Origin of the sequence: Pararhizobium capsulatum DSM 1112, from assembly GCF_030814475.1 — a bacterium.
Taxonomy (GTDB): domain Bacteria; phylum Pseudomonadota; class Alphaproteobacteria; order Rhizobiales; family Rhizobiaceae; genus Pararhizobium; species Pararhizobium capsulatum.
Window position 1 is genome coordinate 83042 of the sequence record NZ_JAUSVF010000003.1, and the last position, 26932, is coordinate 109973.

Sequence of the window (26932 nt, forward strand, 5' to 3'; positions counted from 1 at the left end):
CCTTAAACCGGAGCCGTGGCATGTCGAACGATCCTCTCCTTCAGCCCTACCAGCTAAAGCATCTGACCCTTCGTAACCGTATTATCGTCACGTCGCACGAACCGGCCTATCCCGAAGATGGAATGCCGAAGGGCCGTTACCGCGCCTATACGGTGGAGCGGGCAAAAGGCGGCGTGGCGATGACGATGACGGCGGGTTCTGCTGCCGTTTCGAAGGACAGCCCTCCGGTCTTCAACAACCTGCTCGCCTACAAGGACGAGATCGTGCCGTGGATCCGGGAAATGACGGATGCAGTGCATGAAGAGGGTGCAGCGATCATGATCCAGCTCACCCATCTTGGCCGGCGCACGCGCTGGGACAAGGGCGATTGGCTGCCGGTTCTGGCGCCGTCTCATCATCGCGAGGCGGCGCACCGGGCGTTTCCCAAGAAGATTGAAGACTGGGACATCGAGCGCATCATCAAGGATTTTGCCGATGCGGCCGAGCGCATGAAGGCGGGCGGCATGGATGGCGTCGAGCTCGAAGCCTACGGCCACCTGATCGACCAGTTCACCTCGCCGCTCACCAACGAACTTGATGGCCCCTATGGCGGTTCGCTCGACAATCGCCTGCGCTTCTGTCTTGACGTCTTCAAGGCGATGCGCGAACGGGTTGGCGACGATTTCATCCTGGGTGTTCGTTATACGGCGGATGAATGTCTTCCCGGCGGGACGGACAAGGCCGAGGGTCTGGAACTCTCCCGTCGCCTGAAGGAAAGCGGCCTCATCGATTATCTCAACGTCATCCGCGGTCATATCGACACGGATCCGGGCCTGACCGACGTCATTCCGATCCAGGGCATGGCAAGCGCACCGCATCTGGATTTCGCCGGCGATATCCGCGCCGCCACCAAATTCCCGACCTTCCACGCGGCGAAAATTCAGGATGTCGCCACTGCCCGTCATGCGATCGCCGCCGGCAAGGTCGACATGATCGGCATGACACGCGCCCACATGACCGACCCGCATATCCTCCGCAAGATCATCGAGAAGCGCGAGGACGACATCCGCCCCTGCGTCGGCGCAAACTACTGCCTCGATCGAATCTATCAGGGCGGTCTCGCTTTTTGCATCCACAATGCGGCCACCGGCCGCGAAGAAACGATGCCACACCAGATTCCGAAGGCGGATGTACGCAAGAAGGTGGTGATCGTCGGTGCAGGCCCGGCCGGACTCGAAGCTGCCCGCGTGTCCGCGGAACGTGGGCATGAGGTCGTGGTCTTCGAGGCCCAGAACAGTGCTGGCGGCCAAATCCGTCTGACGGCGCAAAGCGAGCGTCGGCGCGAGATGATCGGCATTATCGACTGGCGCATGAGCCAGTGTGAAAAACGCGGCGTAACCTTCCACTTTAACACGTGGGCGGAGGCAGACACGATCGCCGCTGAAAAGCCGGATGTCGTCATCATCGCCACCGGCGGCCTGCCGCACACGGATGTGCTCACGAACGGTAATGAGCTTGTCGTCTCGTCCTGGGATATCATCTCCGGCGACGTGAAGCCCGGGACCAACGTGCTGATCTTCGACGATGCTGGCGACCATGCCGGCCTGCAGGCTGCAGAGTTTATCGCCAAAGCTGGCGCCAAGGTCGAGATCATGACCCCGGATCGCTCCTTTGCTCCGGAAGTCATGGCGATGAACCTCGTGCCTTATATGCGCTCGCTGCAGAAGCTCGATACCACCTTCACCGTCACATACCGGCTGGAAGCGGCGGAAAAGAGCGGCAATCAGATCATAGCTCATATCGGCAGCGAGTATGGCGGCGTTGAAAAGCAGCGGGTGGTCGATCAGATCGTCATCAATCATGGCACCATCCCGCTGGACGATCTGTACTTCGAACTGAAGCCCGGTTCAAAAAACCTCGGCGAAGTTTCCTATGATCATCTCATCAGCGGCGCACCGCAGACGGTGGAGCGCAACGCGGAAGGCACCTATCAGTTGTTCCGCATTGGCGATGCGGTTGCGGCCCGCAACACGCATGCGGCGATCTATGATGCGCTGCGTCTGGCCAAGGATATCTGAAGATGGCCGTGCGCCCACGCATTGCACAAACAATAACGCGGCCCGACAACTCTTGGGCCGCGGTGGTGTTGATCCCGTTTGCTAGCGATCGATGACCAGATCGCTCAACGGCTTCGAACAGCAGGGCAGGAAAAGACCGGCATCGATTTCCCGCTGCCGGATGCCGCCATTGTGGTTCATGTCCACCGTGCCGGAAAGCAACTTTGATTTGCAGGTTCCGCACACGCCATTCGAGCAGGAGGAGGGCAGCTTTACGCCCGATTTCTTCGCGCAGGCGAGCACGGTCTGCTCGCCGGAAACCTCTATCTTACGAGACTGTTTGGAAAACTCGACCTGGAAAGTACGCGTCTTGGCCTCTTCGGCAACCGGGAGGTCGATGTCGTCGATAACAGCCGCATCGAAGCTCTCCTCGATATAGTTCGATGGCGGCACACCGAGGTCGGCCGTGATTGCGCGGGCTGCGGCCATGAAGGGTGCGGGGCCGCAACAAAGGACTACGCGTTCGGCAATATCGGGCACGGCAAGCCGCATGTAGTCGCCGGATAGGCGCCCCGTCAGGCCGGACCACTGGGGTTCGCCGGAGACGGATTCCGGCAGAAACTGCAGGCGAAGGCCTTTCATCCGGCTAGCGAGGCCGGACAGCTCCTCGCGGAAAACCAGATCTTTCGGCGTCCGTGCTGCATGCAGGAAGATAACATCGACGGGTTCACACGTATCCGCCAGTTCCCTGACCATCGACATGACCGGCGTGATGCCCGAGCCACCCGACAGGAGCAAGTATTTCTTTGCCGCCGGTCGGATGAAGTGGCCGAGAGGGCCGTTTGCCTTCAGCCTGGAATTGACTGCAAGGTTGTCGTGAAGCCAGGTCGAAATCCTACCGCCGGCAACGCGTTTGACCGTCACCGAAAATGCCTGGGCCCGACAGGGGGAGGACGAGATGCTGTAGCAGCGGCTTTCCGGCTCACCGCCGATATCCAGATCGAACAGGAAGTATTGGCCGGCCCAGAATGCGAAGCGCTTTCCCTCCGGGGAAGCGAAGGTGAACGTCTTCACGTCATGGGTTTCCTGATGGATATCGACACAGATTAGATCTTCATCGATATCGCGGTTCCAGAGGGCCGCAAGCTTTCCGGCGGCAGGAAAAGCGCTTTTTTTAGTATCCATGGGCGCGCATCCGGTCGATGTACCATGTCGCGAACTTGTCGAGGTTGGTTTCGGTGAAGGGCGAATAGGGACCGGGAATGTAGGCTGGGTCCTCGACGCCGGCATGGTTGCGGGCAACAAGTTCGGCATCCTGGTCGGTGGTCGCCACCCAGACGCTGGTCAGTTTCTCAAGATCGTAGTCTACGCCCTCGACGGCATCCTTGTGGACCAGCCATTTGGTTCGCACAAGTGTCGTGTCCGCCGAAAGTGGAATGATGGTCGAGACGACGGCGTGATCGCCCATGAAATGCTTCCAGCTGTTGTGGCCCCACAGATGGGTGTCGCCAAGATCCTTCCGGGTTATAGAGCCCAGCAGTTTCGCCGAGGCTGCGGTGGCATCCGGTGTCTGGGATTCGCCTGCGCCGGAAATAATCAGCCGCTGCGTGCGAAAGTTTGTCGAGCAAAAGACCAGCTGCTCGACAGCTGCCGACGGGTAGCCGTCGTTTTCCCATTGCTCCGTCCGCTTGGCGTAGAGCTCAAAATGTTCTTCCGCTTGGGCGCGATCGTCGGGGCTCAGCGTCTCAGGATCGAAGCCGAAATCGAGATCGACGAAGGAAACGCAAAGTTCGGGATGGTTGGCGGAACAGTGGTAGCATTCCCGGTTGTTCTCGATCGTGAGCTTCCAGTTGCCATGCTCGATCACGTCGGTTTCGTAGGCAACCTTGGCATTGCGGACGTCATAGGGCGCAAGTCGCTCTGCCATGACATGCTCGAGGTGCCCGATGTCTTCCGGCGGATGTTCGGACAGGCAGATGTAGATCAGGCCGCCGATCGACTTTAACGTCACCGGCTTGAGGCTTCGACATTCCTTGTCGAAGCCCTTGCCCATGTGCGGTGCATGGCTGAGTTCGCCCGTCAGCTCATAGGTCCACGTGTGGTAGGGACAGACGAGCTTGGACACGATCGTCTTTCCCGCATCCAGCAGTCGCGAGCCGCGGTGACGACAGACATTGTGCACAACCCGGATCTGCCCGTCATCGTCGCGCAGAAGTATAAGGCTCGTCTTGCCGATGTCGATCACCGTCGCGTCACCCGCTTCGGGCACGTCGCACTCAAGACCGATGCAGATCCAGTGCCGGCGGAAGAACACGTCAAGATCGGCCTCGAAAACGTCTTCCCTGGTATAAAGGCCCGCCGGGAGTGAGTGCCCCAGAGCTCTCGCGTCCAAAAGCGACGAGATCGAAGACGCGAATGTCTGCAGCATGATTCCACCTTATGTTTTCGTCGGAATTCGAGGTTATTGCAGGGCAGTGTATTGCAGCGACACCGGCGTTCAACGGCACAAATATACATGTTTGACATTACCCAAAGTAATGCGAATATGATTGGAAGATAAGTGAGATCGCGTTGGCAAATCTAAGAAAAAAGCTCCCGCCTTTGACAGCGCTGACGGCATTCGAAGCAGCCGCCCGTTTATCCAGCTTCACGCGGGCGGCTGCCGAACTTGGCGTAACCCAGGCGGCCGTCAGTCGACAAATCCATCTGTTGGAGGAGGATTTCGGCTTCCCCCTGTTTCATCGGCTTCATCGCAGGATCGAACTGACGGAAAAGGGCAGGCTGCTTTCGACAGCAACGGGCGAAGCATTCAACCTCATTGCCGACACGGTAACGGAGCTGAATGCCGAAGGTCCGGATGACGAACTGGCGATTTCGGCCACGATTTCGTTTTCGCACTTCTGGCTGATGCCAAGAATTGCGGCATTCGCTCGGGCCCATCCTGCCGTCAAGCTTCGCATCATCACGCAGGACGCGAGAACGCGCCTCGATGTAAACGATGTGGATTTGGCCATCCGCTATGGAATGGGAACATGGTCGGACGGTCAGGCCGAACTGCTCTTTGACGATGAGGTTTTTCCGATCTGCAGCGCGGAATACGCGCTTGCGAATTCTCCGGTTGTTGTGCCAGATGATCTTGTCAGCCATCCGCTGATTTCGAGCGACACGGACGATCCCACGTGGACAGGCTGGGAGGAATGGCTCGCAGCCTTCTCTGTCAAGGTTCCCAAGAAAGGCCGTGGTCTTCGATGCAGTTTCTACACCGAGGCTATATATGCCGCGATGAACGGCCAGGGCGTCGCGCTTGGATGGAGCCGCCTCGTCGGCGACCTGCTTCAGCAAAATCGGCTGGTGCGCCTTGCTGATGTGTCCATCCGCCCCCGCGCTGCCTATTTTGTAGTTGTGCCGACCCGCAAACGCCAGAAGGAGACTGTTCAATTCTTCATAGAGTGGCTTCGTGCTGTTGCTGTTTGATAGCCTGAGTGGTCGAAACTACACGACCATGCCCCAACCTTTTGTAACGTTCTACGAGAACCACATCGATTTTCTAAATATTGGTTTTTACTACATCAACTGGATCGTAGGTTCGATACCTTTCAAGGCGCGAGACCTTCAGATGCTCATTTTGCCATCGCAATTTTCATCTCATCTGACCAGATTCTTGGCCGATAGTCTTCTAAGCTAATATGGACAAGGGTGAGCCTCGCTTCCAAGCGAACTTCGTCGTTACTCTCTGCATTGATCAGAAGTGTGACGCTGGTTTTTCCAATCCGGTCCACCGCAAGCGCGAAGCTCAATATTTCGCCAAGTCGACTGACCTGACGAAAATCGATGGAAAGAGAAACAACGGGGATCGCCGTTCTGTTTGTCACATGGATTTCAGCGAAACTTGTGCCGACCACCTTTGCAAACCAATCCTCGACGGTCGCGTTTAGCATCTCAACATAGCGGGGATAGGAAACAATTCCAGCAGGATCGCAGAGCGGTCACGGCCTAAGAGTATTGGCTCCATATCGCTTCGTTCTGGTAACGCTGCCGATGAGCCATTGGTAATCCCGAACTACCATGGTGACGAATACGATCGGAGAATGTCGCTGACGTCGATCGAGACGACACGCGAGATCCTCTCGCAGTCAGCCATAGCGAAGTATATCAAAATTGAGCGTCTGCCGGCCAGATGCGAAGTCCAAAGAGGATATCATGGCTTATATTCGCCAATATGCCTGCTGTGACTATCATCCGGTCGGGACGTGCAAAATGGGCGTTGATGAAGAGGCAGTGGTCGATCCGCAACTCCGCGTCAGAGGCGTACGCGGCTTGCGCGTCGCCGACTCATCTATCATGCCTGTCCTTTTAAGTGGCAATACGAACGGTCCAAGTATGATGATCGGAGAGAAGGCAGCCGATCTGATTAGGGACAATGTTTCGCGGACTGTCGTACAGGATCATCGGATTATGACTTAGCATTTGGCGCTAGATTATCAGTGCTGCAGGTTCGGTTCCCATCAAGGTGAAGACGACCGGCAGTGCCTATGCAGATGCGGAGATTGTTTACGCATCTTCATAGGCGATGTAGATCAGCTATTCATCCGACCGGCTATGCAGCTTGCCAAACCTGATTGAGGATTTTCGCCGCAAGCGCCGCTTTGTCCTGCGGCAGGAAACGACCGTAGTGCTGCTGAACGACATCCGGTGTGTCCTGGATGGCATTACTGGCTTGCTCGTACGACCCCGTCTGCTTAAGGATACGCGTTGCCAGAATATCCCGAAGATTATGCGGTCCGTGCGGCAGCAACCCCTTGATGGCGCCGCGCCCGGTATGGGGATTGTAGATCCCATAGCGTTGGATCACGGTTCGCCAAGCCTCATAGAATTTCGTCGAGTCGTACGCTGCGTCCAGACTGGTCGTCTTCACTGTCTTGACGAACAGGGTGCCAGGATCCTTTGCCGGACCAAGCAGCACACCGCGATGGCGATCGATATAGGCCTCGAGGTATTTGTAGAGGTCGAGCAGGTCCGGTAGGATCAGCCGGAACGGCTTTTGCCCGAAGAAGGATGAGGCTGAGTTCTTGAAGGCGACCGACGGGATGAGGACCTCCCATCCGTTCTCTCGATCGCTCCAGCGCAGCTCGCCGCATTTCATGTCTTCAAGCCGTCGCTCTGATGTCGGAAAATGCCCGCGTGGGCACAAGCGAAGCTGTCGAAGGTTCTTCTGGCGAAGTCCCAGATGCAGGCCGAGGCGAAGCAGCAGAAACGAACGGACAGCCTCTGCGGCCGGTCGGGGATAACGGTTTTCGTCCGGCATGCGCTTCAGGATCTCGTCTGTTATCTTCCGATATTCCGCGAGCGGGCTATCGGCTTCTAGGATCACCATGATCGGCTCGAACGGGTCGCGATGCACACGCATGACCCGCTGGATTTCCTTCGTGCGATTGGCGGCATGCCGGTGGAATGCATCGCATGCGCCGTGCCAGTCGCGCGCCGCAAACTCTATCTCCTCCGGCGCGATCAGCCCTTCGATTGGCTGAACCTTCTTCAACAATTCTGGATGCTGGCGTATCCAGCCGACTTCGGCACGGGTCAGCGCCATTGCCACCATCAGCATGTCTTCTTCCCACTTTGTATAAAAGCACGCCGCTGCTCGCGCCATTGCAGGTACCAATCCCAGAAGCCGGGAAAGATCAGTAGGCCAAAGGTCAGTTGACTGAGAGGAACGCCGCGTCCTTTGACAACGCCGGCGGGCGAGGCGGCGAGCGCCCCGAACATCAGCCCGAGATGCTCGATCTTCTGCGATGCCGTTTCCTCGCCCCATACGCCGTTGCGTTGAAATCCGATCGCCGTCAGCGTCGATGTCTTGAAGCGGATCAGATCGGCCATCTCCATAGCCAGCCGCGGCGGCGCATCGACGACGCCTGACAGAAGACTAGGATCTTCAAAGGTTTCCGTATTGTGGCTCGTGCTGTCTGGAATGATTTGCGATCGGGGTGACAGGGCTCCTCCGCCATATATGACGCCTGGAAACCGAATTGCATAACGCTGTTTGATCGCCGCCGCCTGGTAGCGGCGATAGTCGGTTGAGCCCGAGATGATCATGCGGCGCACCCATTCGATGATTTCCTCCCGCTTGGAGAATGGCAGGCTGCTGAAATCGTCCGGAAGATGCCAAGCGAGTCGTCGACGTTCCGCGGCACTGATGTCACCCATATCATGGCCGTAAAGGGAGCGGGATTGGTGCGGCAACTTCGCCTTGAAATAGCCTTGCACCAATTGATATCGCCGCTCGATGCGGGACAGGATCTCGAAGCTCTTCAGAGATCGGGGCACGCGCTCGCCCTGAACCCATGACAGCAGAGTTTATGGAATGGCCCGCCCCTTTCCCCAGCGTCTGTTATGATGCTGGCGTGTGAAAGGAAGAAAGGAACGGGCCAATGAACATAATGATCCTCGGAATTGATCTGGGCAAGAGCTCTTGCAGCGTAGTTGGTGTCGACGCAACCGGCGCGGTAGTCACTCGTCGGACGTTGCGTCGCCAGACACTGATTGATTACGTAGCGAAGCTCCCGGTTTGCGTGGTCGCAATGGAAGCATGCTGCGGTGCCCATCATCTGGGCCGCCTGTTTGCGAGACAAGGCCACGAGGTCCGGTTGATGTCGCCGGAGTACGTTCGCCCGTATATCAAAGCCCAGAAGAACGACGACCGGGATGCTGAGGGTATTGCCGAAGCTGCATCTCGACCAACCATGCGTTTTGTCGATCTTAAGAGCGAGGAGCAACTCGACATCCAGACGCTGCATCGCGTGCGTTCTCGCCTTGTGACCGAACGAACGACCCTCATCAATCAGCTTCGCGCGATCCTGCTGGAGCGTGGGGTAATCTTTCCGGTTGGGAGGCGAAAACTCGAGCTTGGCGTGGATGACATGCTTGCAGGGAGCAATGAGGTATTGTCGTCGCGACTGTGCCAGCTGGTTGGCGAGTTGCGTGCAGAATGGAACGAACTCGACACGAAGATCGCAGCCTTGAATACCGAATTTATTCAGTTGGCTCGCGATGATGCCGCTATGCGCAGGCTGACATCTATCCCTGGAATCGGTGTGCTCAATGCAACGGCCCTGGTCGCTGCGGTGGGTGATGCGAGCAGCTTCACCAAAGCTCGGGATCTGGGTGCTTGGCTCGGATTGGTCCCCAGACAGTACAGTACCGGCGGTAAACCCCGACTGCTTGGGATATCAAAACGGGGCAACACCTATTTACGCACTCTGCTCATTCATGGTGCTCGCGCGGCATTACCGTCGCTTTCAACGAGTGACACGCCTCTCGGGCGATGGCTGAAGGCCATGATAGAGCGAGGCGTACACCGTAACGCTGTGATTGTAGCGCTGGCAAACAAGCTGGCAAGGATAGCGTGGGCCGCCTTGCGCAAAGAAACAGCTTTTGACCGCAGTTACCCGATAGCTGCGTAATCGGATCGGCTACGCACTATGAAACGCGTAGCCCAACGAGGTTTGCAGGAAGGATCGTGAAGATGGCCTGACAGTCGAACGGCGTTTGGAAAGCCCGGTTGAAAAAATGGCACTGGGTGCCGAAGTGTTTATTGGGGCTCTGAACGTGCGGATGTCCATCTTGGCCATGAGCTTACTCATGAGACCGTATACGTTGACGCAGACTGATCAGCAAATCGTAGAATCCTCTTGCAAGCGGGGCGGGCCATACGTTTTTCATCGAAAGTCTCGCCCAGGCGAACGACGGCGCGGTAAAGTTGCCAATAGCTCTCGCCGAACCGGCGCATCTGATAAATGAGCGCATCCTGAAAGCTGGCCGGATCATCGATCGTATCGAACAATGGCTCAGGAAAAGGATTGATCGGTCTCGGTTGTGGCCCTTTGGGCACTGACGGAGATGGAGCCGGTGTCTTGTCGGAGAAATTTTGCCGCGGCCTGGAGCGCGTGGTGGTTTCCGACTTGCGTGGAACGGTAATGTGCGATTTTGCACGTGGTTTTTTGGACCGTATGTCCTCGGTGGCAGGTGCCGCTCCGAGCCAGCGGATAATCGCATCCAAACCTGGATGCAGCTGCTTCTTCAACTCTGCCGTCAATTCGCCTTCAATCCCGCATGCCTGGCCAATGGCCGTCCAGTCCATGCGACCATTCACGATCGGTGGTGGCTGGCGGTGGATGACAAGACCGATGAGATAGGGCCGAATGTTTTCCAGCACCCGCTTTGGGGCGATGGGCGCAATGCGCACCTCGCAGAAGTCCGAGATTTTTTGTTGAAAGTGATGAATTGAAAGATCGTGTTTTGCCATGCTCTTATTCCGTGCTCTCGGCCCCAGTGCCGAGAGCGGGCGGGAATAGGAGCGGACATTTAACAAAAGGTTTTTCGGCGGCTGTGAGCAGTTCCGCGCAGGTGTTCAAGAGCAGTTAAAACGAGACGAGAAATGGCGAAGACCAGCCCTACAAGCTATGGCATTTGTCATTCATTTGCATTATGATCCAGCGAAAGTGGAGATCGATATGGCTGCAAATGCACTAGTACAAACTCGTATTGATGCCGAGGTTCGGGATCGTGCCTCAGCAGTGCTGGGAAATATGGGGCTTACGGTATCGGACGCGGTCCGTATCTTACTCACCCGGACCGCCAACGAGGGCGCGCTGCCGCTGGAGCTTCTTTCAGGCAGCGAGGCTCATGACGCTTGGTTTCGCACCAAGGTACTTGAAGCGTTGAACGATACTCGGCCGGACGTCTCGGATGATGAAGTTGAGGCACTTTTTGCTGAACGTCGAGCGGCGGCCCGTCTTAACGTGGATGCTCGCAAGTCGTGAAGCTTACCTGGTCCGCCTTCGCGTTATCGGATCGCGACGCTATCTTCACATATATAGAAGCAGAAAATCCGTCAGCCGCCATTCTGGTTGACGAACGGATCGTTGCTGCCGTCCGCCGCTTGATAGATTTCCCCGCGAGCGGTCGTGTTGGCAGAATTGCCGGCACGCGCGAACTGGTCATTAACGGCACGCCGTACGTCGCGGCCTATGCAATTACCGAAACAACGGTCCGTATTCTTCGCGTCCTACATGGCGCGCAGGAATGGCCAGACACCTTGCCAACGAGCTAGACTTTGTTCTCGGTGCTGAGAAACAACAAGTCGTTGGTTCGAATCAAATCAAGGCGTGAAAAGCTTCTTATCAGTTTCCGGAATTTGTCCGCCCACCGGCGCTGAAATCCCCGCGAAGGTGCAATAGGTGGCGTCGCCTGCCGATACGGGTGGCTGATGCGTTCCGGGGCGCCAGCGGACGCAACTTACCCCAGCATTGAAATGTACAGTTCTTAGCGGAGATCAGCACACAGAGGTCCATATCCCATCAAGGCGTGAAAATTAGGACTTGAACCCCGTCGCTTGGTTCTCAGCCGTTGAAAAACGGCGAGGTCTTTGACCGCGGTCAGTCTTCGGTAGCTAGGGAAGGTGACAGCCCGTTGCCGAACACAAATTTGCGGGGGAAGCGCTCTGATAGGCCCCAATGACCTTGTCATCGCACAGCATCAGGGAAACTGACATGCAAACCCTACTCCAAACTGCCTGGTGTCGCCGAATTACTATTTCTATTAAACGGCCCTGACGATCATCTCGTTTAATAGCATGCCGGTGGGACTGGTGGGAAGTCCGAGGTCACGCACGCTGCTCATATGGTTGGCACCAATAATCGACCTCTTGGACACCGCCTGACCCTGCATCTCCAGCACCATCACAAAATCACTCGCCTGCTTGTGAAATGGAGGAGTTTCGTCCGCACCAACCGCGACTGTCACGCGACAGTCCCGGTCAAAGGTCTGTAACATCGGCGAAAAGGCCAAGACTTCCTCATCCGTGATGCCGATTTCGTCAGCCAAGAATGATTTCTGAAGCGGCTTGAGATCATAAAGGCCACCTAACAAAAACGCCGCAGCGAAACCTGACCGCTCTTCCTGCCTGTTGAACAGGAAGGTTGCGAGGTGAGCTCCGGCCGAGTGTCCGCTAACGGTCAGACGTGACGTATCGCCACCGTACGTGTGTATGGTGTCGACCACCCATCGCTTCGCGCGGCGCACCTGGTCAACCAAAACAGACATACGGACACTTGGCATCAGGGCGTAGTCGACGATGACAGCGATAGCCCCGGCATTCGTCACGGTGTTGGCAACGTAGGAATAGTCTCGTTTCGAGAACATTCTCCAGTAGCCCCCGTGAATAAACATATGGACGGGCAGATTTTCCCGTGAGCCTTCCGGGAAGAATATGTCGATGGTCTCGGAGGGACCGTCCCCATATTGAACGTCCGCTGCCATAGGTACCCTGTCGCGGGTTCGGGCGCTCGACGCGACAGTCTCCTCGACGATCGCGTCGAACTCGGCGACATGTGCTCGAATGCGGAACGGGTCATTTTCCAAAGTTTCCGCTCCTCGCGTTTTTAAAAGCTGGTAGCGATATATTTTGCTTCCATGAATTCGGCAATGCCGTGGTGCTGCCCGCCTTCGCGTCCGAGACCGCTCTGCTTGACGCCGCCGAAGGGTGCCGCGGGGTCCGAAACCAATCCTCTGTTTAGAGCGATCATCCCTGCTTCCAGGGCAGAGGCGACACGAAGTCCGCGACCCACGTCACGCGTATAGACGTAGGCGGCTAGACCATATTCTGTATCGTTGGCGCGGCGGACAGCTTCTTCCTCGCTCTCGAAACGATAGAGGGGTGCGACCGGACCAAAAATTTCCTCGTGTGCCATCTCGGAAGTGGTTGGAACATCGACAAGAACAGTTGGCGGGTAGAAGAAACCGGGACCTTCGGGTGGTTCCCCGCCGCACAGAACGCGCGCACCTTTCGTTTTCGAATCCTCGACCAGGCGGCCGATCTTTTCGACGGCTTTGCGTGTGATCATCGGCCCGCATTCGGTTATCCCTTCGATGCCCGCGCCGACCTTCATGGCGGCCATGCGTTTCGACAAGCCATCGGCAAAAGCGTCGTATATTCCGGACTGGACATAGAATCGGTTGGCGGCGGTGCAGGCTTCCCCGGCATTGCGCATTTTCGCAATCATCGCCCCTTCCAGCGAGGCTTCCAGGTCCGCATCGTCAAACACGAGAAATGGCGCATTCCCGCCGAGTTCCATGGAACAGGAGATCACGTGCCTTGCCGCTTCAGAAAGCAGATGGCGACCCACACCCGTCGAGCCCGTGAACGAAAGCTTTTTGACACGTGGGTCCGCCAATATCTCGGCGGTAACAAGACCTGGTGTGCTGGTCGTGATCACATTGACGACGCCCGGAGGAACCCCCGCTTCTTCATAGATCGCCGCAAGCGCATAGGCTGTCAGCGGCGTTTCACTGGCAGGCTTGAGGATGACAGTGCATCCGGCGGCGAGGGCAGGAGCAATTTTCCGGGTTGCCATAGCTGCAGGAAAATTCCAGGGGGTTATAAGCAGGCAAATGCCGATCGGCTGGTAGTCCACGATAATGCGGTTTGTCCCGGCGGGTGCGATCCCGAATTCCCCGGTAATGCGAACGGCTTCTTCCGCGTTCCATCGGAAGAATTCGGCAGCATAAGCGACCTCGCCACGTGCGTCGCGCAGGGCCTTGCCGTTTTCCATCGAAATCAAGGTCGCGAGCATCTCCGAGCGTTCGACCATAAGTTCGAAACAACGGCGCAGGATTTCGGAACGCTTGCGGGGAGGGGTCGCGCGCCACGAAGGTCCTGCGCCTGCCGCAGCGTCAACGCAGAGCCGCGCATCTTCGACCGTCGCGTCGGGGACTGCGGCGAGGCGTTCGCCAGTAGACGGATCGATAACATCGATTTCGAGGCCGTTGCCCGATGGCTGCCAGGCTCCGTTGATATACAGGCCGCGTGAAGCGGCAGAGATATCTGGCATGTGATGGGTCTGGGGTGTTTTCTGTGCGATGGTCATGTCGTTCCTCGATAATCAAATGGCGGAGGCGGCGAGATCGCCGTCATAGGCAGCACGAACAAGACGTTTCATCGCGTCAAGATCGAAAGGGCGGGGATTGTTCTTTATCAGCCTGTCGATGCCGAAGGCCTGCTCTGCGGTCCAATCGATCTTGTCGACCGGAAGACCCAGGTCAGCCAGTGTCCGGGTGATCCCAATCGCTGCGAATAGCCTACGTATCTCTTCGATCGCCGCTTTTGCCTGATCTTCAACGCTTCCGGAGGTATCAAGACCAAGAGCATTTCCGACCTCAGCCATTTCGACAGCAGAGACGGACCGGTTATAGTTCATCACATATGGCATCATGGTTGCCACGCCCAGGCCATGCGCCGTGTGCGTGAGGGCTCCCGCTGGGTATTGAATGGCGTGCGCTGCGGCCGTGCCGGCCGTGCCAAATGCACAGCCTGCAGCCAATGCCCCCATCATGACGTCGGCTCTGGCGTCCTCATCTGTCCCGTCCTTGCAAGCTTTCTCAAGGCTTCGCCCAAGAAGTTTGATCGCGAGAAGCGCAAAGTGGTCGGTGAGAGCACTTTTGCCGATGAATACATGTTTTTGTGCTAGCTCGTGGCCGTTGCCACGTCGCGCTGCGGTATACGCTTCGATCGCATGGGTAAGAGCGTCCGCGCCGGCGATGGCAGTCAACCGTCGCGGGCAGGTCATGGTGAGTTCCGGGTCGCAAATCGCTGACGTCGCTATCAGGTACGGGCTCGAAATACCGACCTTCAGTGTCCGCTCGGAATCGGAAATCACGGCAACGGGCGTCACTTCGGATCCAGTTCCAGCCGTGGTAGGAACGGCAATGATGGGAAGGATTGGCCCTGGAACTTTAAATTCGCCGTAGTAGTCCTGAAGGCGTCCGCCATGGCTTAGCAACAATGCCGCGCATTTCGCCATGTCCAAACAGCTCCCCCCGCCAATCCCAATCACCATATCGGGACTAAATGCTCTCGCCTGGTCGACGCAAACGGCCACCGTGTCTTGGGGTACGTCTGGCTCCACTGCATCGTAGACCACGACTTCGACAGATGCCGACTTCAACCCTGCAACCATCTCGGCGAAGATGGCCGTTGACGCAAACCGCTCGTCGGTACAGATGAGAGCCCTTTTCCCGAGCTTTGCAGCAACGGCCGGCAACGCGCCCCTTTGGCCCTTTCCGAACAGAATTTCGTGTGGAAGCCGGATGGCGGCGAAAAGTGTCATCTTGCATGTCCTTTGGAGAGCGCATCGCTAGAATAAGAGAGGTCGATCAGTTCCTGCCAGAGGCGGGGCGCGATCTCGAAGCCGTTAAGTAGAACGTCTCGACGCCTTGCCGCGGAACGATCGCCGGGCACCGTGACCGGAACAGTTGGATCTGCGGGTATCGAGGCGCGGACGAGGTCGAGAAAGGACGACAATCGAAGCAGCAGGTCCGGTTGGCTACCGATGTCGATCGCAATGAAGACATCCCCCTTGTTGCAGATGGCGGCTGCATCAAGGGTTCCGCGGACGTCAGGTGACAGCGCCGACCCCGCCAATGCGGCGACCATCAGCTCCAGCGCCATTCCCAGAGCGTAGCCCTTGGCGTCGCCAAATGGCGCAATCGCGCCCTTCTTAGCCTGCCGTGCGTCGGTTGTAGGCTGGCCGAATTCATCTCGCGCCCAACCCAAGGGGATCGACATCCCGTTGGCGGCGTGATGGTGGATTTTTCCCATGGAGACGATGCCTGTCGCAAGATCGACCACCATCGGCCGACCTGCCGTTGGAACAGCGATCGCCAGGGGATTGGTTCCGAGAACGGCGCGGGTACCGCCGTGGGGATGAACAAGCGCTTCGCTAGAGGAAAGAGCCAGGCCGATTTGGCCATGTGCAGCGATACTTTCAACGTAATGCGCCAGCATTCCCAAATGGTTCGAATTTCGAATGCCGCACACCGCGATCCCCGAGCTTCGAGCTTTATTGGTCAACTGTCGCAGGGCAGAGGTGGCCACCACCGGACCAAGTCCCTTAAGTCCATCAACCTCTAGGAATGATGGCGAGCGCCAACTTGCGTATCCTTCTGTTCGAGGATCGATAAGGCCGCGTTCGATGCGCGTCAGGATTCGAGGCAGCCGTTGGAGCCCATGGGAGGGATGGCCCTTCAACTCCGCCTCTACAAGGGTTTCAGCTTGTATTTCAGCTTTCGCAGAGGGCGTGCGACGTTCTTCCAAAAGCTTGGTCGCCAACCCCATCGCTTCGACGTGTGATACCCTCATAAACGCTCCGATATAAAATCCTATAGGATATGGGATTGCATATACGGCACCATCGTGCTAGCTGTTGGTCATGTCAAGAGGCAAGATATGCAAAGCAGAAATTCGATGAGCCTGACCGAAACGCCTGACCACAGTGGCTTTATCCAGCGTAGCAACAGCTTGGCTGGGAGCGTCTATGAGGCGATTTTCGCCCAATTGATGTCACTGAAAATTGCACCCGGCGCCCGGATCACTGTCGATAATATGGTGCGGGAGCTAAACGTCTCTCAGACACCGATCAGAGAGGCGCTCGGAAGGCTTGAGGGCGAGGGGTTGGTAGTCAAGACCCATCTGATCGGATATAGCGCCGCGCCACAAATTACCCGCCGAAGGTTCGATGAACTCTACGTGCTGCGTCTTCTGCTTGAGCCTGACAGCGCAGCAAGGGCTGCGGCGGCAATGGATGAGGCAAAGCTGGCGGTACTGCGAGAAGCTGCAGGCGTCATGGGTCGCCGCGAAGGCGCCGACGAGCGTATCCGCTACTCGACGTTCGCCCGTCAGGACGCCATCTTCCATGACAAGATCCTTGAGCTCGCCGGGAATGAACTCATCCGCGAAACGTTGAACCATCAGCATACCCATTTCCATATTTTCCGTCTGATGTTTCATTCAAGAGTGACCGAAGAGGCACTCGATGAGCACGAGGCCTTGCTGGCAGCGTTTGCTGCGGGCGACGCGTCAGCAGCAGAAAAAGCGATGCGGATCCACTTGGAGCATTCGCGCGACCGCCTGCTTCCGGCCTTCGAGTGAGGGCCACCATGTCGGCTGTTTTAAGTTTCCAACGGGACAAAGGCGACGTGTCGAACGGCGATCGCCCGCTGCTTCAGCCCGCCTTGCAGGCAGAGAGAATGTCAAAGAACTACGGCCCGGTGACAGTCCTTTCCGACGTTTCGCTTGATGTCTTTCCAGGCGAAATTCACGCCATCATCGGCGAGAACGGCGCGGGCAAGTCGACCTTTATGCGGCTACTGTCAGGTTACGCGGAACCGACGTCCGGAAAAATAACGGTCGAAGGTCAAGAGGCAGATTTCACAAAACCAGAACACGCACAGCAGGCCGGTATTGTCCTTGTGCACCAGGAAATTCTCCTCGCGGATGGACTGACTGTAGCAGAAAACCTTTTTCTCGGACGCGAACTCATGCGCAACGGGATGGTCGATGACCGGGCTATGCGACGAATTGCCATCGAGAAGCTCAGCGAGCTGGGCTGCAAGGTCTCCCCGAACGCATTGGTTCGCAACATTGCGCTTGCCGATCGGCAGCTCGTGCAAATCGCCCGCGCACTTCTCGATGACTACAAGGTCGTCATCTTCGATGAGCCGACCGCCGTTTTGACGGGCGACGAAGTCGAGCGGCTTCTTGGGATCATTTTGCAACTCAGGGAGCAGGGTGCCGCCGTACTCTACATCAGCCACCGTCTGGACGAGGTACAGCGCCTTGCCGACAAGGTGAGCGTGCTTCGGGATGGCAAGCTCGTGGGAACGTATCCTGGCACTGGCCTCACGCAAATGGACATGGCCCGCCTCATGGTCGGCCGTGATCTTGCTGCCCTTTACCCAGAGAAGCGCAATATAGCATCGGGATCCCCAGCGCTGGAGGTGCGAGGCTTGGTCGTGCCTGGCTACGCCAAAGACATATCGTTCAACGCGCGGAAGGGAGAAATCCTCGGGTTTGCAGGTATGATCGGTGCGGGTCGAACCGAGGTGTTCGAAGGCATCATGGGCCTGAGAGCCGCCAGTGGATCGGTCTCCCTCGACGGTAAGTCCATCGACATCCGCTCGCCCCGAGCAGCCATGGATGCCGGAATCGGCTACCTTACAGAAGACCGTAAAGGAAAGGGCCTTCTGCTTCACGAGCGGCTTGCGCCTAATCTCACACTTTCAGCGCTGTCGCGGTTCCATCCGGGCCTAGTGATGCGACGGGCTCGCGAGCAGACCGCGCTCGTTGACGCCGTGAACGAGTACGACATCCGACTGAAGACGCTCGGTGTGAAGGCGGGTCAGCTTTCGGGTGGCAACCAGCAGAAACTCCTGCTGGCTAAAGTTCTCATGACCAGTCCATCGCTCGTCGTCATTGATGAGCCCACACGTGGCATCGACATCGCCAACAAGGCGCAGATCTACGCCTTCATCCACCGCCTGGTCGGGGAGGGCAGGACCTGCATCGTCATCTCATCGGAAATGCAGGAGCTGATCGGCATCTGCGATCGAATCCTAGTGATGCGCGAGGGGCGTATCACAGGCGAGGTAACCGGAGCCCGCATGACTGAACACGAGATTGCGCTCCTGGCGACCAGCAATATGACGACAGCAGAGAGTCAGGGAGGAAAGACATGAGTGCGATTGTAGGATCGACGCGGCTTCGACAGGAACGGGAATGGAACATCGGCTGGGCAGATGTGGGACCGTTTCTGGCGCTGCTGGCACTACTGGTCATAGGCTTCGTCATCAATCCGGATTTTCTTTCAGCGACCAATCTTGGAAATGTAATCACCCGAAGCGCGTTCATCGCCATCATAGCCGTTGGCGCAACGTTCGTTATCTCGTCGGGGGGACTGGATCTCTCCGTTGGTTCGATGGCGGCCTTCATCACGGGCATCACCATCCTTTTCATGAACAGTATGGCACCCGAGTGGGGTCTCTCGGCAATTCCAGCCGGGATGGTCGTGGCGATCGTGGTTGGCACCGCTTGCGGTCTTATGAACGGTCTGATCGTCACTGTCGGCAAGATCGAGCCATTCATTGCGACGCTTGGGACAATGGGCATCTTCCGGGCCCTGATCACCTACATGTCGGACGGTGGCACGATCCCGATCGACCGCAGCCTGCGTGAGGCCTATCGCCCCGTCTACTTCGGTACAGTTGGTGGAGTGCCGCTTCCAATCCTGATCTCGATTGCGGTCGCAGCCGTTGCCTCATTCGCTCTCTACAAGATGAAGTACGGGAGAAAGTGTGCGGCGGTCGGGGCAAACGAAGATGTCGCCCGCTACTCCGGTATATCGATCATCAAAACCCGCACCATTGCCTATGCGATCCAGGGCGCTTGCGTCGCGATTGCTGCGATCTGCTACGTTCCCCGCCTGGGAGCAGCGACGCCCACAACCGGTGTCCTGTGGGAACTCCAGGTCATCACCGCCGTCGTTATCGGCGGCACGGCACTCCGCGGTGGCAAAGGTCATGTCTGGGGTACGGTAGCGGGTGCCGTCATTCTCGAGCTGATTGCCAACCTGATGGTCCTGTCGGATTTCGTCTCGGAGTACCTCGTAGCAGGGGTGCAAGGGGTCATCATCATCATCGCTATGCTCATTCAAAGATTTTCGAAATAATCCGTGTCCGGACCGCATGGGTGCTTAATTTTGGGTCCAATTCTGGGAGGAATGTATGTTTAAGAGTAAATTGATTGCGGCCGCGGCCATTGGCACCGTTTTAGTTGCGAGCCACGCGTTCGCAGCAGATAAAAAGGTGGTCGCCGTATCGATCCCGGCAGCCGATCACGGCTGGACCGCAGGCGTTGTCTACCATGCGCAGGCTGCCGCTAAGGAAATAAACGCTGCCTTTCCGGATGTTGAAGTGGTCGTAAAAACATCACCATCCGCAACGGCTCAGGTGAGCGCTTTGGAGGATCTCTCTGCGGGCCGCAAACTCGACGCCCTCGTTATCCTGCCATATTCCTCTGAGGAGCTGACGACCCCGGTCAAGGCCGTCAAAGACGCCGGAACCTTTATCACGGTCGTCGATCGTGGTCTGAGCGACGCCTCGATCCAGGACCTGTACCTTGCGGGTGACAACATCGCGGTCGGTCGCAATACTGCCAAGTACATGATCGATAAACTGGGCGGCAAGGGCAACCTCGTCGTTCTGCGCGGCATCCCGACCGTCATCGACGACGAGCGCATCAAGGGTTTCAACGACGCCATCCAAGGCACCGAACTGAAAGTCCTGGATATCCAATATGCGAACTGGAACAGCGACGAAGCCTTCAAACTGATGCAGGACTACCTCGCGAAGTATCCGCAGATCGACGCGGTCTGGGCCAATGATGACGACATGCTTCTCGGCGTACTCGAAGCTGTCAAGGAGTCTGGCCGTAAGGACATCAAGCTCGCGCTCGGCGGCAATGGCATGAAGGACATCGTCAAGAAAGTCATCGACGGCGACGCGATGACCCCGGTCGAGACGCCCTATCCGCCCGCAATGATCAAGACGGCAATCTACATGACCGTCGCAAATCTGATTGGCCAAGCGCCAGTACGCGGAACAGTCAAGCTCGACGCACCACTGATCACCCAGGAAAATGCGCAGGAATACTATTTCCCCGATTCCCCGTTCTAACCACTACCCTAAACCGGGGCGGCCCATGCCGCCCCACTGCATGCAGCAAGAGGAGCAGATAATGCCAGGCAAGAAAATACTGATGCTGACAGGTGAATTCACCGAGGAATATGAGATCTTCGTGTTCCAGCAGGCGATGGAAGCGATCGGACATACCGTCCACGTCATCTGCCCGGACAAGAACGCGGGTGACCTGATCAAGACGTCATTGCACGATTTTGAGGGCGACCAGACATACACCGAAAAGCTCGGCCACTTCTTCACTATCAACAAGACGTTCTCGGAAGTGGAAAAACAGCTGGACCAGTATCACGCGGTTTATGCCGCAGGCGGCCGCGGCCCGGAATACATCCGCACCGACAAGCGCGTTCAGGCTATTGTCCGGCACTTCCACGAGACAAAGAAGCCGATTTTCACGATCTGCCACGGTGTTCAAATTCTGATCGCCGTCGACGGCGTTGTGCGCGGCAAGAAGGTGGCGGCACTTGGGGCCTGCGAGCCTGAGGTGACGCTGGCCGGCGGTACCTATGTCGATCTCTCGCCGACTGAGGCCTATGTCGATGGCACCATGGTATCGGCGAAAGGATGGACTGCATTGGCCGCGTTCATCAGGGAATGTCTGAAGGTTCTTGGAACGGAAATCCGCCATAGCGAAGATGTGGCCAAGGCCGCCTGAGGCAACTCAGCAGACAATGTCTGATCATGAAATGGCCGCCGAGAAGGCGGCCATTTGATTTTACAATAGCCTCGATCATTCTGCCTGCGTTCTATTAAATATCATGCGTCTTGATCAATGATTGTGTCGTGGCAACTTTTCCGCAAGCTTGCGGAATTCCGGGGCGCCTTCGATGACGGCGCCATCGGACAATTGCGTCACGGTGCGACGATACAACATCTGCCAGGGCGTGGCATCGGCCGGAACGGCGGGAATGCCGTCTGCCTTACGCCGCCCGATCTCTTCCGGCTCGACCAGCATGTCGCAACGGCCCTGGTTGAAATCGATGCGGATGATGTCGCCGCTGCGCACATAGGCAAGGCCGCCGCCGGCAGTACTTTCCGGGGAGGCGTTCAAGATAGACGGGCTATCAGCCGTGCCGGACTGGCGACCGTCGCCGATGGTCGGTAGGCTGAGGACACCTTTCTTGATAAGATGATCGGGCGGCTGCATGTTGACGACTTCGGCCGATCCCGGCCAGCCGAGCGGACCGGCGCCGCGGATGACGAGGATCGTCCGCTCATCGATATTCAAGTCCGGATCGTTGATGCGCTTGTGATAATCCTCGGAGCCATCGAAGACCACCGCCTTGCCCTCAAAGACGCCTTCCTTACCGGGTTCGCTCAGATAGCGTTCGCGAAAACCGGCCGAGATAACACTCATCTTCATGATGGCGAATTCGAACAGATTGCCCTTCAACACCAGGAAACCAGCGCGCTCTTTCAGCGGGGCGTCGAAAGGCAGGATGACCTCGCGGTCGGTTGCCTCGCGGTCTTTCAGGTTTTCCGCCATGGTTTTGCCGGTCACCGTCGGACAGCCGCCTTCAAGCTTACCGACTTGCAATAGCTCCCACATGATTGCTGGAACACCGCCGGCCCGGTGGAACCGCTCGCCAAGATAAGCGCCTGCCGGTTGCACGTTGGCCAGCAACGGAATGTCAAAACCATGCGTCTGCCAGTCGTGGATGTGCAATTCGACACCGGCATGCTTTGCCATGGCGGATAGATGCGGCTGCGCATTGGTCGAACCGCCAATCGCGGAATTCACCCGGATCGCATTCAGGAACGCCTCGCGCGTCAGGATATCTGATGGCTTGATATTTTGGAGCACCAATTCCACAGCTCGACGCCCGGTGCGATAGGCCATCTGGCCGCGTTCGCGATAGGCAGCCGGAATGGCGGCGCATCCGGTGAGAGACATGCCGAGCGCTTCGGCCATGGCATTCATCGTCGAGGCTGTGCCCATGGTGTTGCAATGACCGATCGACGGCGCAGAATCGAGTGCCGACTGCAGGAATTCCTCGCGGGTGATCTCGCCAGCCGCATATTTGCGCCGCGACCGCCAGATGACGGTACCGGAGCCGACCAGATCGCTGTCGTGCCATCCGTCGAGCATTGGGCCGCCGGAAAAGACGATAGCCGGAATATCAACGGTCGAGGCAGCCATCAGCGCCGAAGGCGTGGTCTTGTCGCAGCCGGTCGTCAGCACCACGCCGTCGAGCGGATAGCCGTAAAGGATTTCCACCAGGCCGAGATAGGCAAGGTTCCGGTCGAGTGCGGCTGTCGGTCGCTTGCAGTTTTCAAACAGCGGATGGGTCGGAAACTCGATCGGGATACCGCCTGCATCGCGAATGCCGTCGCGGATGCGCTTTGCAAGTTCGAGATGGTGGCGGTTGCAGGGGTTGATATCGCTGCCTGACTGGGCGATGCCGATGATCGGCTTTCCGGAACGCAGCTCTTCCGGCGTCGTGCCGTAATTCATGAAGCGCTCGAGATAGAGCGCCGTCATATCGAGATGATCCGGATTGTCGAACCAATCCTGCGAGCGCAGGCGACGCGATGTCTTGTTTTCCTCAGCCATTCTCTTCCCTTCCGCCCTTGGCAGTATTCATCGCTTCCAGATGCAGCAGCAGCCCGCTGTGATCGGTGTCACCGCCACCACCCGCGACGAAGTCGAAAAGGAACCCCTTAAAACGCGTTGCGGATACCAGCGAAATCGCTGGCGTCGTCTCCCATCTTGCAAGTCCGGCATCATCCTACATGACCGGGACAAGCTTGACGATCGATGGCGGTTACACGCTTTGATGAAAATGAAAGTCCACTAGCGGGCAACGTCGGCCACGTAGAAATGACTGACGAAAAAAATCACGATAGGGAGTCGTGAGTCCAAATCCCTTCAAGCTGTCAGCGCCGATCAACGATCCAACTTCCAACCGGCGGGAACAGTTCGTTTCCGCAACGTGCGTCAACATTCCCATTGATTATGCGCTGCCGTTTTCCGCTTCGCAAATAAGCCCATACGGGTCGACACCGGTTCCTCTCTTGATCCGTCCGTATTCAGCGGGGTCCAGCCGCCATGCTCATCGAGGACTAAGACCACACGGAGTATCGCTTCGAGCCCATCCCGTCAGCTTCCTACGCGAGGATCCCATCCGCTGAAACATCGTCCGGATTGGCCCATCGTGTGTTCGGCACCGTTGAAAACCACCCCGGGCGCGAGGGATCGCGGTCGTAGAGATATCCACCGAGTGTTTTGAAAAGATCGGCATAAGTGCCGAGCTTTTCCCGGTCGATCTCGACGCCAAGGCCAGGTCCTGTGGGAACGGCGATCTTGCCGCCCATGTACTTCATCGGCCCCCCAATGATGATATCGTCGACAAGCTGGTGGTAATGCGCATCCGCCGTAAAAACGAGGTTTGGCAAGACGGCGCCGAGATGCAGCATCGTCGCGAGCTGAATACCGAGTTCGCCCGAGGAATGCACAGCGATTCCGAGCTGGAAAGTCTCGCAGACGGCGGCAGCCTTCACGCAGGCCCGAATGCCGCCCCAGAAGGTCGTGTCGAGCAAGATCACGTCGCAGGAAGGGCTCAGAATATTGGTCGCGAGCTGCTCGAAATTGACCACGACGGTATTGGTCGCAAGCGGCATATGGGTGTTCTCGCGCACCCGCCGCATGCCGTTCAGCCCCCAGGTCGGGTCCTCGAAATAGTCGTTGTTGAGATCCTCGATGCCCTTGGCAAAGCGGACAGCTTCCTCGACGGTGAAAGCGGCGTTCGGATCGTAGCGCACGCTGTCCGTTCCAACGGCCTTCGCCAGCTCTCGATAGACCTCAAGCTCGTAGCCCGGCGGAAAAACTCCGCCCTTCAATTTATGCGCGGTAAAGCCGTGCGTCTTCTTCAGGCTGAGCGCCTGTTCAATTAGCTGGTCGGCCGTGCGGACTTCGCCAGCGCCGGTATCCTTGTTTGGCAACCTGAAAAACAGGTAGCTGGCGAAGCCCACCTCGTCGCGCATCTTGCCGCCAATGATGTCGTAGGCCGGAATGCCAAGAAATTTTCCGATGATATCGATACAGGCGAATTCAATGGCCGCGTGCATCTGGGTGCGATTGTTATAAAGGCTGGCCGTCGGGTTGCAGATCTTGAAGCGGAGCTGCTCCAGCTCGAACGGATCATGGCCGACAAGGTAGGATTTGAGAGCGGCGAAAGCGGCCTCGGCGCTCTCGCCCCCACCGCCCATCTCGCCAAGGCCGATGATGCCGACGTCCGTCTCGACCTCGACAATGGTACGCACGAAACGGCCCCAATGGGCACCGTTGGAATGGCGAAGCGGCGCTTCGAGCGGCACCGTCACGGTGGTGGCGCGAATATCGGTGATGATGGGCCGCTTCATGTCTGGTCTCCTTTGAGAATGCTCATTCGGGAAGCACGATCCCAAGCTTGGCCATCGTGCCGCCGTCGATCTTGATATCTGCGCCAGTGATAAACCGCGCCTGGTCGCTGGCCAGGAAGGCGACGAGGTCTGCAATCTCGGAGGCCTTGCCTACACGCCCCAGCGGGTGGCCCTTGCCCCAGAGCGCAATCATCTCGTCCTGGCTGCGATCGCCCTTCCACTGGTCTGCCGCCCAACGGAGCATCGGCGTATCGACCGAGGCGGGGCAAACGGCGTTGACCGTAATGTTGTCGGCGGCATGGTCGAGGGCCATGGCGCGAACCAACGCATTGATCGCACCCTTGCTGGCGGTGTAGGCCGCTACTCCGGCCTGCGACGCAAAGGCCTGAACGGATGAGATAGCGACGATCGCACCGCCGCCACGCTTTTTCATCTCCGGTATTGCAAAGCGCGAGGCGAGATAGATGCCCTTGAGATTGACGTCGAAGACATCATCCCAGACATCCTCCGGCGTATCGACTACCGTGCCGTAACGCTGGATGCCGGCGCAGCACGCGAGAATGTCGAGGCCTCCATGCCGTGCGACGGCTTCGGAAACAGCCCGTTCCATGTCAGCAGCGGAGCGAACGTCACCCACAAGTCCCCAGGCATTTGCCCCGATTGCGGCTACGGTCTCGGCAACCGATGCGGCATCATTCGAGACCACCAGCACCTTGCCGCCGCCTTCGGCAAAACGCGCGGAACAAGCTCGGCCCATCCCGAGACTACCGCCGGTGACGACGATGCTCTTGCCGGAAAACCCCATTGAACCGCTCCTCGCCATGAACATCCCTCAACTAACATTCTACCATACCAGTAAGTCAATCGAATTTCGGAATTTTCGTCAACCGGCGAATTTCGGCTCGGGAATACCGAGGCCGGCGTCGGCGACGGCAATCAGGCTGCCTTCCACCGGGTGGGCGGCCAGATGATGCGGCGTCATGGTAAAGCGCGCTGAGGTCACGTAGAGCGTCGTCAGATCAGGCCCGCCAAAGGTGCAACTCGTCGGCCAGGAAACGGGAAGCTCGACAAGTGCGAGCAGTTCGCCTTGAGATGTAAAGCGGGCAACCGAGGCGCCGCCAACGACACGGCAATTCCAGAGCGTATCATCAGCATCCATGCAGGAACCATCAGGGAGCCCTCGTCCGAACCCTTGGACGATCGTCCGGCGATCGGACAGGCGCTTTGTCTGCGGATCGTAGGCAAAGGAATAGATCTCGTTCTCCAGTGTGTCGGCGAAGAGGAAGCGGTTATCTGTCGTCCAGCCCATGGTGTTGGTGATCCCGTATTCGCGCGGAGTGAGTTGCATCACGGTGCCGTGTACATCGATACGATAGATGGCGCCGGACTTGCCGGTCATGTCGCGTGGTGAGCCGTCGGGATGGAGATTGTTCTCCATGGTGGAGACCCAGAAGGAACCGTCAGGGGCAACACATCCCTCGTTCAGCCTGTTATTGGGCAAATCGGGCTCGGGAATGACGAAGGGCTCGAACGCGCCGCCCGGACGCCAGAAGCAGAGCTCCCTGGAGAGGCCGAGAATAAAGCCACCCTTTGCCCGCAGACCGATCGACGTCGGAAAATCGGGGGCCTGCCACGCGTCATGCTGACCGCTTTCCGGTTCCAGCCGGTGAATGCGCCTTCCACCGATATCGACCCAATACAACGCCTGCTCCTGCGCTGCCCAGATGATGCTTTCGCCGACAATATCCTGCGCGGTGAACTGAATACTCGTCTGCATGACCCCTCCCAAGGCGTCGAATAATTGCGATTGACAATAGCCAAGGCTCATCATAAATCAAGGATATGCCAAACCTATATGATAGGTGGGAGTTGAGCTTGATAGATTTGATGCCTGGTGCTGGTGACGGGTCGCTCGATAAATCGGCAGGCGAGGGGCTTCTGGGCGGCGT

Annotated in this window: 23 protein-coding genes and 3 pseudogenes; 13 read left to right on the plus strand and 13 right to left on the minus strand. The window is 57.6% G+C overall.

From position 1 onward, the window contains the following. Positions 1-20 precede the first annotated feature (20 nt). A complete protein-coding gene (locus QO002_RS25500) occupies positions 21-2057 on the plus strand; it encodes an NADH:flavin oxidoreductase (RefSeq protein WP_307235254.1) in 2037 nt (678 codons plus the stop codon). Between the two features lie 81 nt (positions 2058-2138). Here the strand turns inward: QO002_RS25500 and QO002_RS25505 are convergent, their stop codons facing one another. Together QO002_RS25505 and QO002_RS25510 are read right to left on the minus strand one after the other, a co-directional pair. Next, entirely contained in the window at positions 2139-3221 is a 1083-nt protein-coding gene (locus QO002_RS25505; protein WP_307235256.1) for an FAD-binding oxidoreductase, read from the minus strand. Further along, entirely contained in the window at positions 3211-4464 is a 1254-nt protein-coding gene (locus QO002_RS25510; RefSeq protein ID WP_307235258.1) for an aromatic ring-hydroxylating oxygenase subunit alpha, read from the minus strand. The genes QO002_RS25505 and QO002_RS25510 overlap by 11 nt, the downstream gene beginning before the upstream one ends. Before the next feature lie 143 nt (positions 4465-4607). On the opposite strand from QO002_RS25510, the gene QO002_RS25515 reads away from it, so the two are divergent. Continuing rightward, a complete protein-coding gene (locus QO002_RS25515; RefSeq protein ID WP_307235260.1) occupies positions 4608-5510 on the plus strand; it encodes a LysR substrate-binding domain-containing protein in 903 nt (300 codons plus the stop codon). A gap of 146 nt (positions 5511-5656) precedes the next feature. On the opposite strand, the pseudogene QO002_RS25520 reads toward QO002_RS25515, so the two are convergent. Beyond that, a pseudogene (locus QO002_RS25520) lies at positions 5657-6004 on the minus strand (acyl-CoA thioesterase); the annotation flags it as partial. Positions 6005-6082: 78 nt separating this feature from the next. On the opposite strand from QO002_RS25520, the gene QO002_RS30965 reads away from it, so the two are divergent. Further along, positions 6083-6268, plus strand: coding sequence for a hypothetical protein (locus tag QO002_RS30965; RefSeq protein ID WP_370878595.1), 186 nt, complete (start codon positions 6083-6085; stop codon positions 6266-6268). Next, on the plus strand, positions 6237-6500 hold the full coding sequence (locus QO002_RS30970) for a GMC oxidoreductase (protein WP_370878596.1): 264 nt from the start codon (positions 6237-6239) through the stop codon (positions 6498-6500). Before QO002_RS30965 ends, QO002_RS30970 begins: the two co-directional genes overlap by 32 nt. Before the next feature lie 133 nt (positions 6501-6633). Here the strand turns inward: QO002_RS30970 and QO002_RS25530 are convergent. Continuing rightward, positions 6634-8390 (minus strand): annotated as a pseudogene (locus tag QO002_RS25530) (hypothetical protein); the annotation flags it as partial. 74 nt (positions 8391-8464) lie between these two features. Between QO002_RS25530 and QO002_RS25535 the strand changes: the two are divergent. Then, entirely contained in the window at positions 8465-9496 is a 1032-nt protein-coding gene (locus QO002_RS25535; RefSeq protein ID WP_307235262.1) for an IS110 family RNA-guided transposase, read from the plus strand. A gap of 245 nt (positions 9497-9741) precedes the next feature. Here QO002_RS25535 and QO002_RS25540 read toward each other — a convergent pair. Then, positions 9742-10338 (minus strand): annotated as a pseudogene (locus QO002_RS25540) (hypothetical protein); the annotation flags it as partial. Between the two features lie 208 nt (positions 10339-10546). Here QO002_RS25540 and QO002_RS25545 point away from each other — a divergent pair. Further along, positions 10547-10855 (plus strand): type II toxin-antitoxin system RelB/DinJ family antitoxin, encoded by a 309-nt coding sequence (locus QO002_RS25545; RefSeq protein ID WP_307235266.1) that lies wholly within the window; start codon positions 10547-10549, stop codon positions 10853-10855. Continuing rightward, entirely contained in the window at positions 10852-11145 is a 294-nt protein-coding gene (locus QO002_RS25550; RefSeq protein ID WP_307235268.1) for a type II toxin-antitoxin system RelE/ParE family toxin, read from the plus strand. The genes QO002_RS25545 and QO002_RS25550 overlap by 4 nt, the downstream gene beginning before the upstream one ends. A 488-nt stretch (positions 11146-11633) precedes the next feature. On the opposite strand, the gene QO002_RS25555 is transcribed toward QO002_RS25550, so the two are convergent. The 4 genes from QO002_RS25555 to QO002_RS25570 are packed head-to-tail and all read right to left on the minus strand — an operon-like array spanning position 11634 to position 16230. Further along, entirely contained in the window at positions 11634-12455 is an 822-nt protein-coding gene (locus QO002_RS25555; RefSeq protein WP_307235270.1) for an alpha/beta hydrolase, read from the minus strand. A 20-nt stretch (positions 12456-12475) separates the two neighbouring features. Next, positions 12476-13924: an NAD-dependent succinate-semialdehyde dehydrogenase gene (locus QO002_RS25560; protein ID WP_370878611.1), complete on the minus strand. Its 1449-nt coding sequence runs from the start codon at positions 13922-13924 to the stop codon at positions 12476-12478. 51 nt (positions 13925-13975) lie between these two features. Then, entirely contained in the window at positions 13976-15199 is a 1224-nt protein-coding gene (locus tag QO002_RS25565; protein ID WP_307235275.1) for an iron-containing alcohol dehydrogenase, read from the minus strand. After that, a complete protein-coding gene (locus QO002_RS25570; RefSeq protein ID WP_307235277.1) occupies positions 15196-16230 on the minus strand; it encodes an Ldh family oxidoreductase in 1035 nt (344 codons plus the stop codon). The genes QO002_RS25565 and QO002_RS25570 overlap by 4 nt, the downstream gene beginning before the upstream one ends. 105 nt (positions 16231-16335) lie before the next feature. On the opposite strand from QO002_RS25570, the gene QO002_RS25575 reads away from it, so the two are divergent. The 5 genes from QO002_RS25575 (at position 16336) to QO002_RS25595 (ending at position 21276) form a co-directional block, all read left to right on the plus strand. Further along, the gene (locus QO002_RS25575; protein WP_307235279.1) at positions 16336-17019 is read left to right on the plus strand and encodes a GntR family transcriptional regulator; all 684 of its coding nucleotides are present in this window, start codon (positions 16336-16338) and stop codon (positions 17017-17019) included. Positions 17020-17117: 98 nt separating this feature from the next. Beyond that, complete coding sequence (locus QO002_RS25580; RefSeq protein WP_307235282.1) at positions 17118-18605, plus strand: sugar ABC transporter ATP-binding protein; 1488 nt, start codon at positions 17118-17120, stop codon at positions 18603-18605. Further along, complete coding sequence (locus tag QO002_RS25585; RefSeq protein WP_307235284.1) at positions 18602-19594, plus strand: ABC transporter permease; 993 nt, start codon at positions 18602-18604, stop codon at positions 19592-19594. Before QO002_RS25580 ends, QO002_RS25585 begins: the two co-directional genes overlap by 4 nt. A gap of 55 nt (positions 19595-19649) precedes the next feature. Further along, positions 19650-20600: a substrate-binding domain-containing protein gene (locus QO002_RS25590; protein WP_307235286.1), complete on the plus strand. Its 951-nt coding sequence runs from the start codon at positions 19650-19652 to the stop codon at positions 20598-20600. 61 nt (positions 20601-20661) lie between these two features. Beyond that, entirely contained in the window at positions 20662-21276 is a 615-nt protein-coding gene (locus tag QO002_RS25595; protein ID WP_307235288.1) for a DJ-1/PfpI family protein, read from the plus strand. A 114-nt stretch (positions 21277-21390) separates the two neighbouring features. On the opposite strand, the gene QO002_RS25600 is transcribed toward QO002_RS25595, so the two are convergent. Next, the gene (locus QO002_RS25600) at positions 21391-23175 is read right to left on the minus strand and encodes an IlvD/Edd family dehydratase (RefSeq protein WP_307235290.1); all 1785 of its coding nucleotides are present in this window, start codon (positions 23173-23175) and stop codon (positions 21391-21393) included. A 65-nt stretch (positions 23176-23240) separates the two neighbouring features. On the opposite strand from QO002_RS25600, the gene QO002_RS25605 reads away from it, so the two are divergent. Next, the gene (locus QO002_RS25605) at positions 23241-23399 is read left to right on the plus strand and encodes an SDR family oxidoreductase (RefSeq protein WP_307235293.1); all 159 of its coding nucleotides are present in this window, start codon (positions 23241-23243) and stop codon (positions 23397-23399) included. A 330-nt stretch (positions 23400-23729) separates the two neighbouring features. Here QO002_RS25605 and QO002_RS25610 read toward each other — a convergent pair whose 3' ends face one another. The 3 genes from QO002_RS25610 to QO002_RS25620 form a co-directional block, all read right to left on the minus strand. Next, complete coding sequence (locus QO002_RS25610; protein ID WP_307235295.1) at positions 23730-24983, minus strand: enolase C-terminal domain-like protein; 1254 nt, start codon at positions 24981-24983, stop codon at positions 23730-23732. 22 nt (positions 24984-25005) lie between these two features. Then, positions 25006-25788 (minus strand): SDR family NAD(P)-dependent oxidoreductase, encoded by a 783-nt coding sequence (locus QO002_RS25615; RefSeq protein WP_307235297.1) that lies wholly within the window; start codon positions 25786-25788, stop codon positions 25006-25008. Between the two features lie 78 nt (positions 25789-25866). Further along, entirely contained in the window at positions 25867-26760 is an 894-nt protein-coding gene (locus tag QO002_RS25620; RefSeq protein WP_307235299.1) for an SMP-30/gluconolactonase/LRE family protein, read from the minus strand. Between the last annotated feature and the right edge of the window lie 172 nt (positions 26761-26932).

Excerpts from the sequence above, each read along its gene's own strand:
- QO002_RS25500 (WP_307235254.1), top strand. The coding sequence starts at position 21 with ATGTCGAACGATCCTCTCCTTCAGCCCTACCAGCTAAAGCATCTGACC.
- QO002_RS25505 (WP_307235256.1), bottom strand. The coding sequence starts at position 3,221 with ATGGATACTAAAAAAAGCGCTTTTCCTGCCGCCGGAAAGCTTGCGGCC.
- QO002_RS25510 (WP_307235258.1), bottom strand. The coding sequence starts at position 4,464 with ATGCTGCAGACATTCGCGTCTTCGATCTCGTCGCTTTTGGACGCGAGA.
- QO002_RS30970 (WP_370878596.1), top strand. The coding sequence starts at position 6,237 with ATGGCTTATATTCGCCAATATGCCTGCTGTGACTATCATCCGGTCGGG.
- QO002_RS25535 (WP_307235262.1), top strand. The coding sequence starts at position 8,465 with ATGAACATAATGATCCTCGGAATTGATCTGGGCAAGAGCTCTTGCAGC.
- QO002_RS25545 (WP_307235266.1), top strand. The coding sequence starts at position 10,547 with ATGGCTGCAAATGCACTAGTACAAACTCGTATTGATGCCGAGGTTCGG.
- QO002_RS25560 (WP_370878611.1), bottom strand. The coding sequence starts at position 13,924 with ATGCCAGATATCTCTGCCGCTTCACGCGGCCTGTATATCAACGGAGCC.
- QO002_RS25565 (WP_307235275.1), bottom strand. The coding sequence starts at position 15,199 with ATGACACTTTTCGCCGCCATCCGGCTTCCACACGAAATTCTGTTCGGA.
- QO002_RS25570 (WP_307235277.1), bottom strand. The coding sequence starts at position 16,230 with ATGAGGGTATCACACGTCGAAGCGATGGGGTTGGCGACCAAGCTTTTG.
- QO002_RS25575 (WP_307235279.1), top strand. The coding sequence starts at position 16,336 with ATGAGCCTGACCGAAACGCCTGACCACAGTGGCTTTATCCAGCGTAGC.
- QO002_RS25580 (WP_307235282.1), top strand. The coding sequence starts at position 17,118 with ATGTCAAAGAACTACGGCCCGGTGACAGTCCTTTCCGACGTTTCGCTT.
- QO002_RS25585 (WP_307235284.1), top strand. The coding sequence starts at position 18,602 with ATGAGTGCGATTGTAGGATCGACGCGGCTTCGACAGGAACGGGAATGG.
- QO002_RS25590 (WP_307235286.1), top strand. The coding sequence starts at position 19,650 with ATGTTTAAGAGTAAATTGATTGCGGCCGCGGCCATTGGCACCGTTTTA.
- QO002_RS25595 (WP_307235288.1), top strand. The coding sequence starts at position 20,662 with ATGCCAGGCAAGAAAATACTGATGCTGACAGGTGAATTCACCGAGGAA.
- QO002_RS25600 (WP_307235290.1), bottom strand. The coding sequence starts at position 23,175 with ATGGCTGAGGAAAACAAGACATCGCGTCGCCTGCGCTCGCAGGATTGG.
- QO002_RS25610 (WP_307235295.1), bottom strand. The coding sequence starts at position 24,983 with ATGAAGCGGCCCATCATCACCGATATTCGCGCCACCACCGTGACGGTG.
- QO002_RS25615 (WP_307235297.1), bottom strand. The coding sequence starts at position 25,788 with ATGGGGTTTTCCGGCAAGAGCATCGTCGTCACCGGCGGTAGTCTCGGG.
- QO002_RS25620 (WP_307235299.1), bottom strand. The coding sequence starts at position 26,760 with ATGCAGACGAGTATTCAGTTCACCGCGCAGGATATTGTCGGCGAAAGC.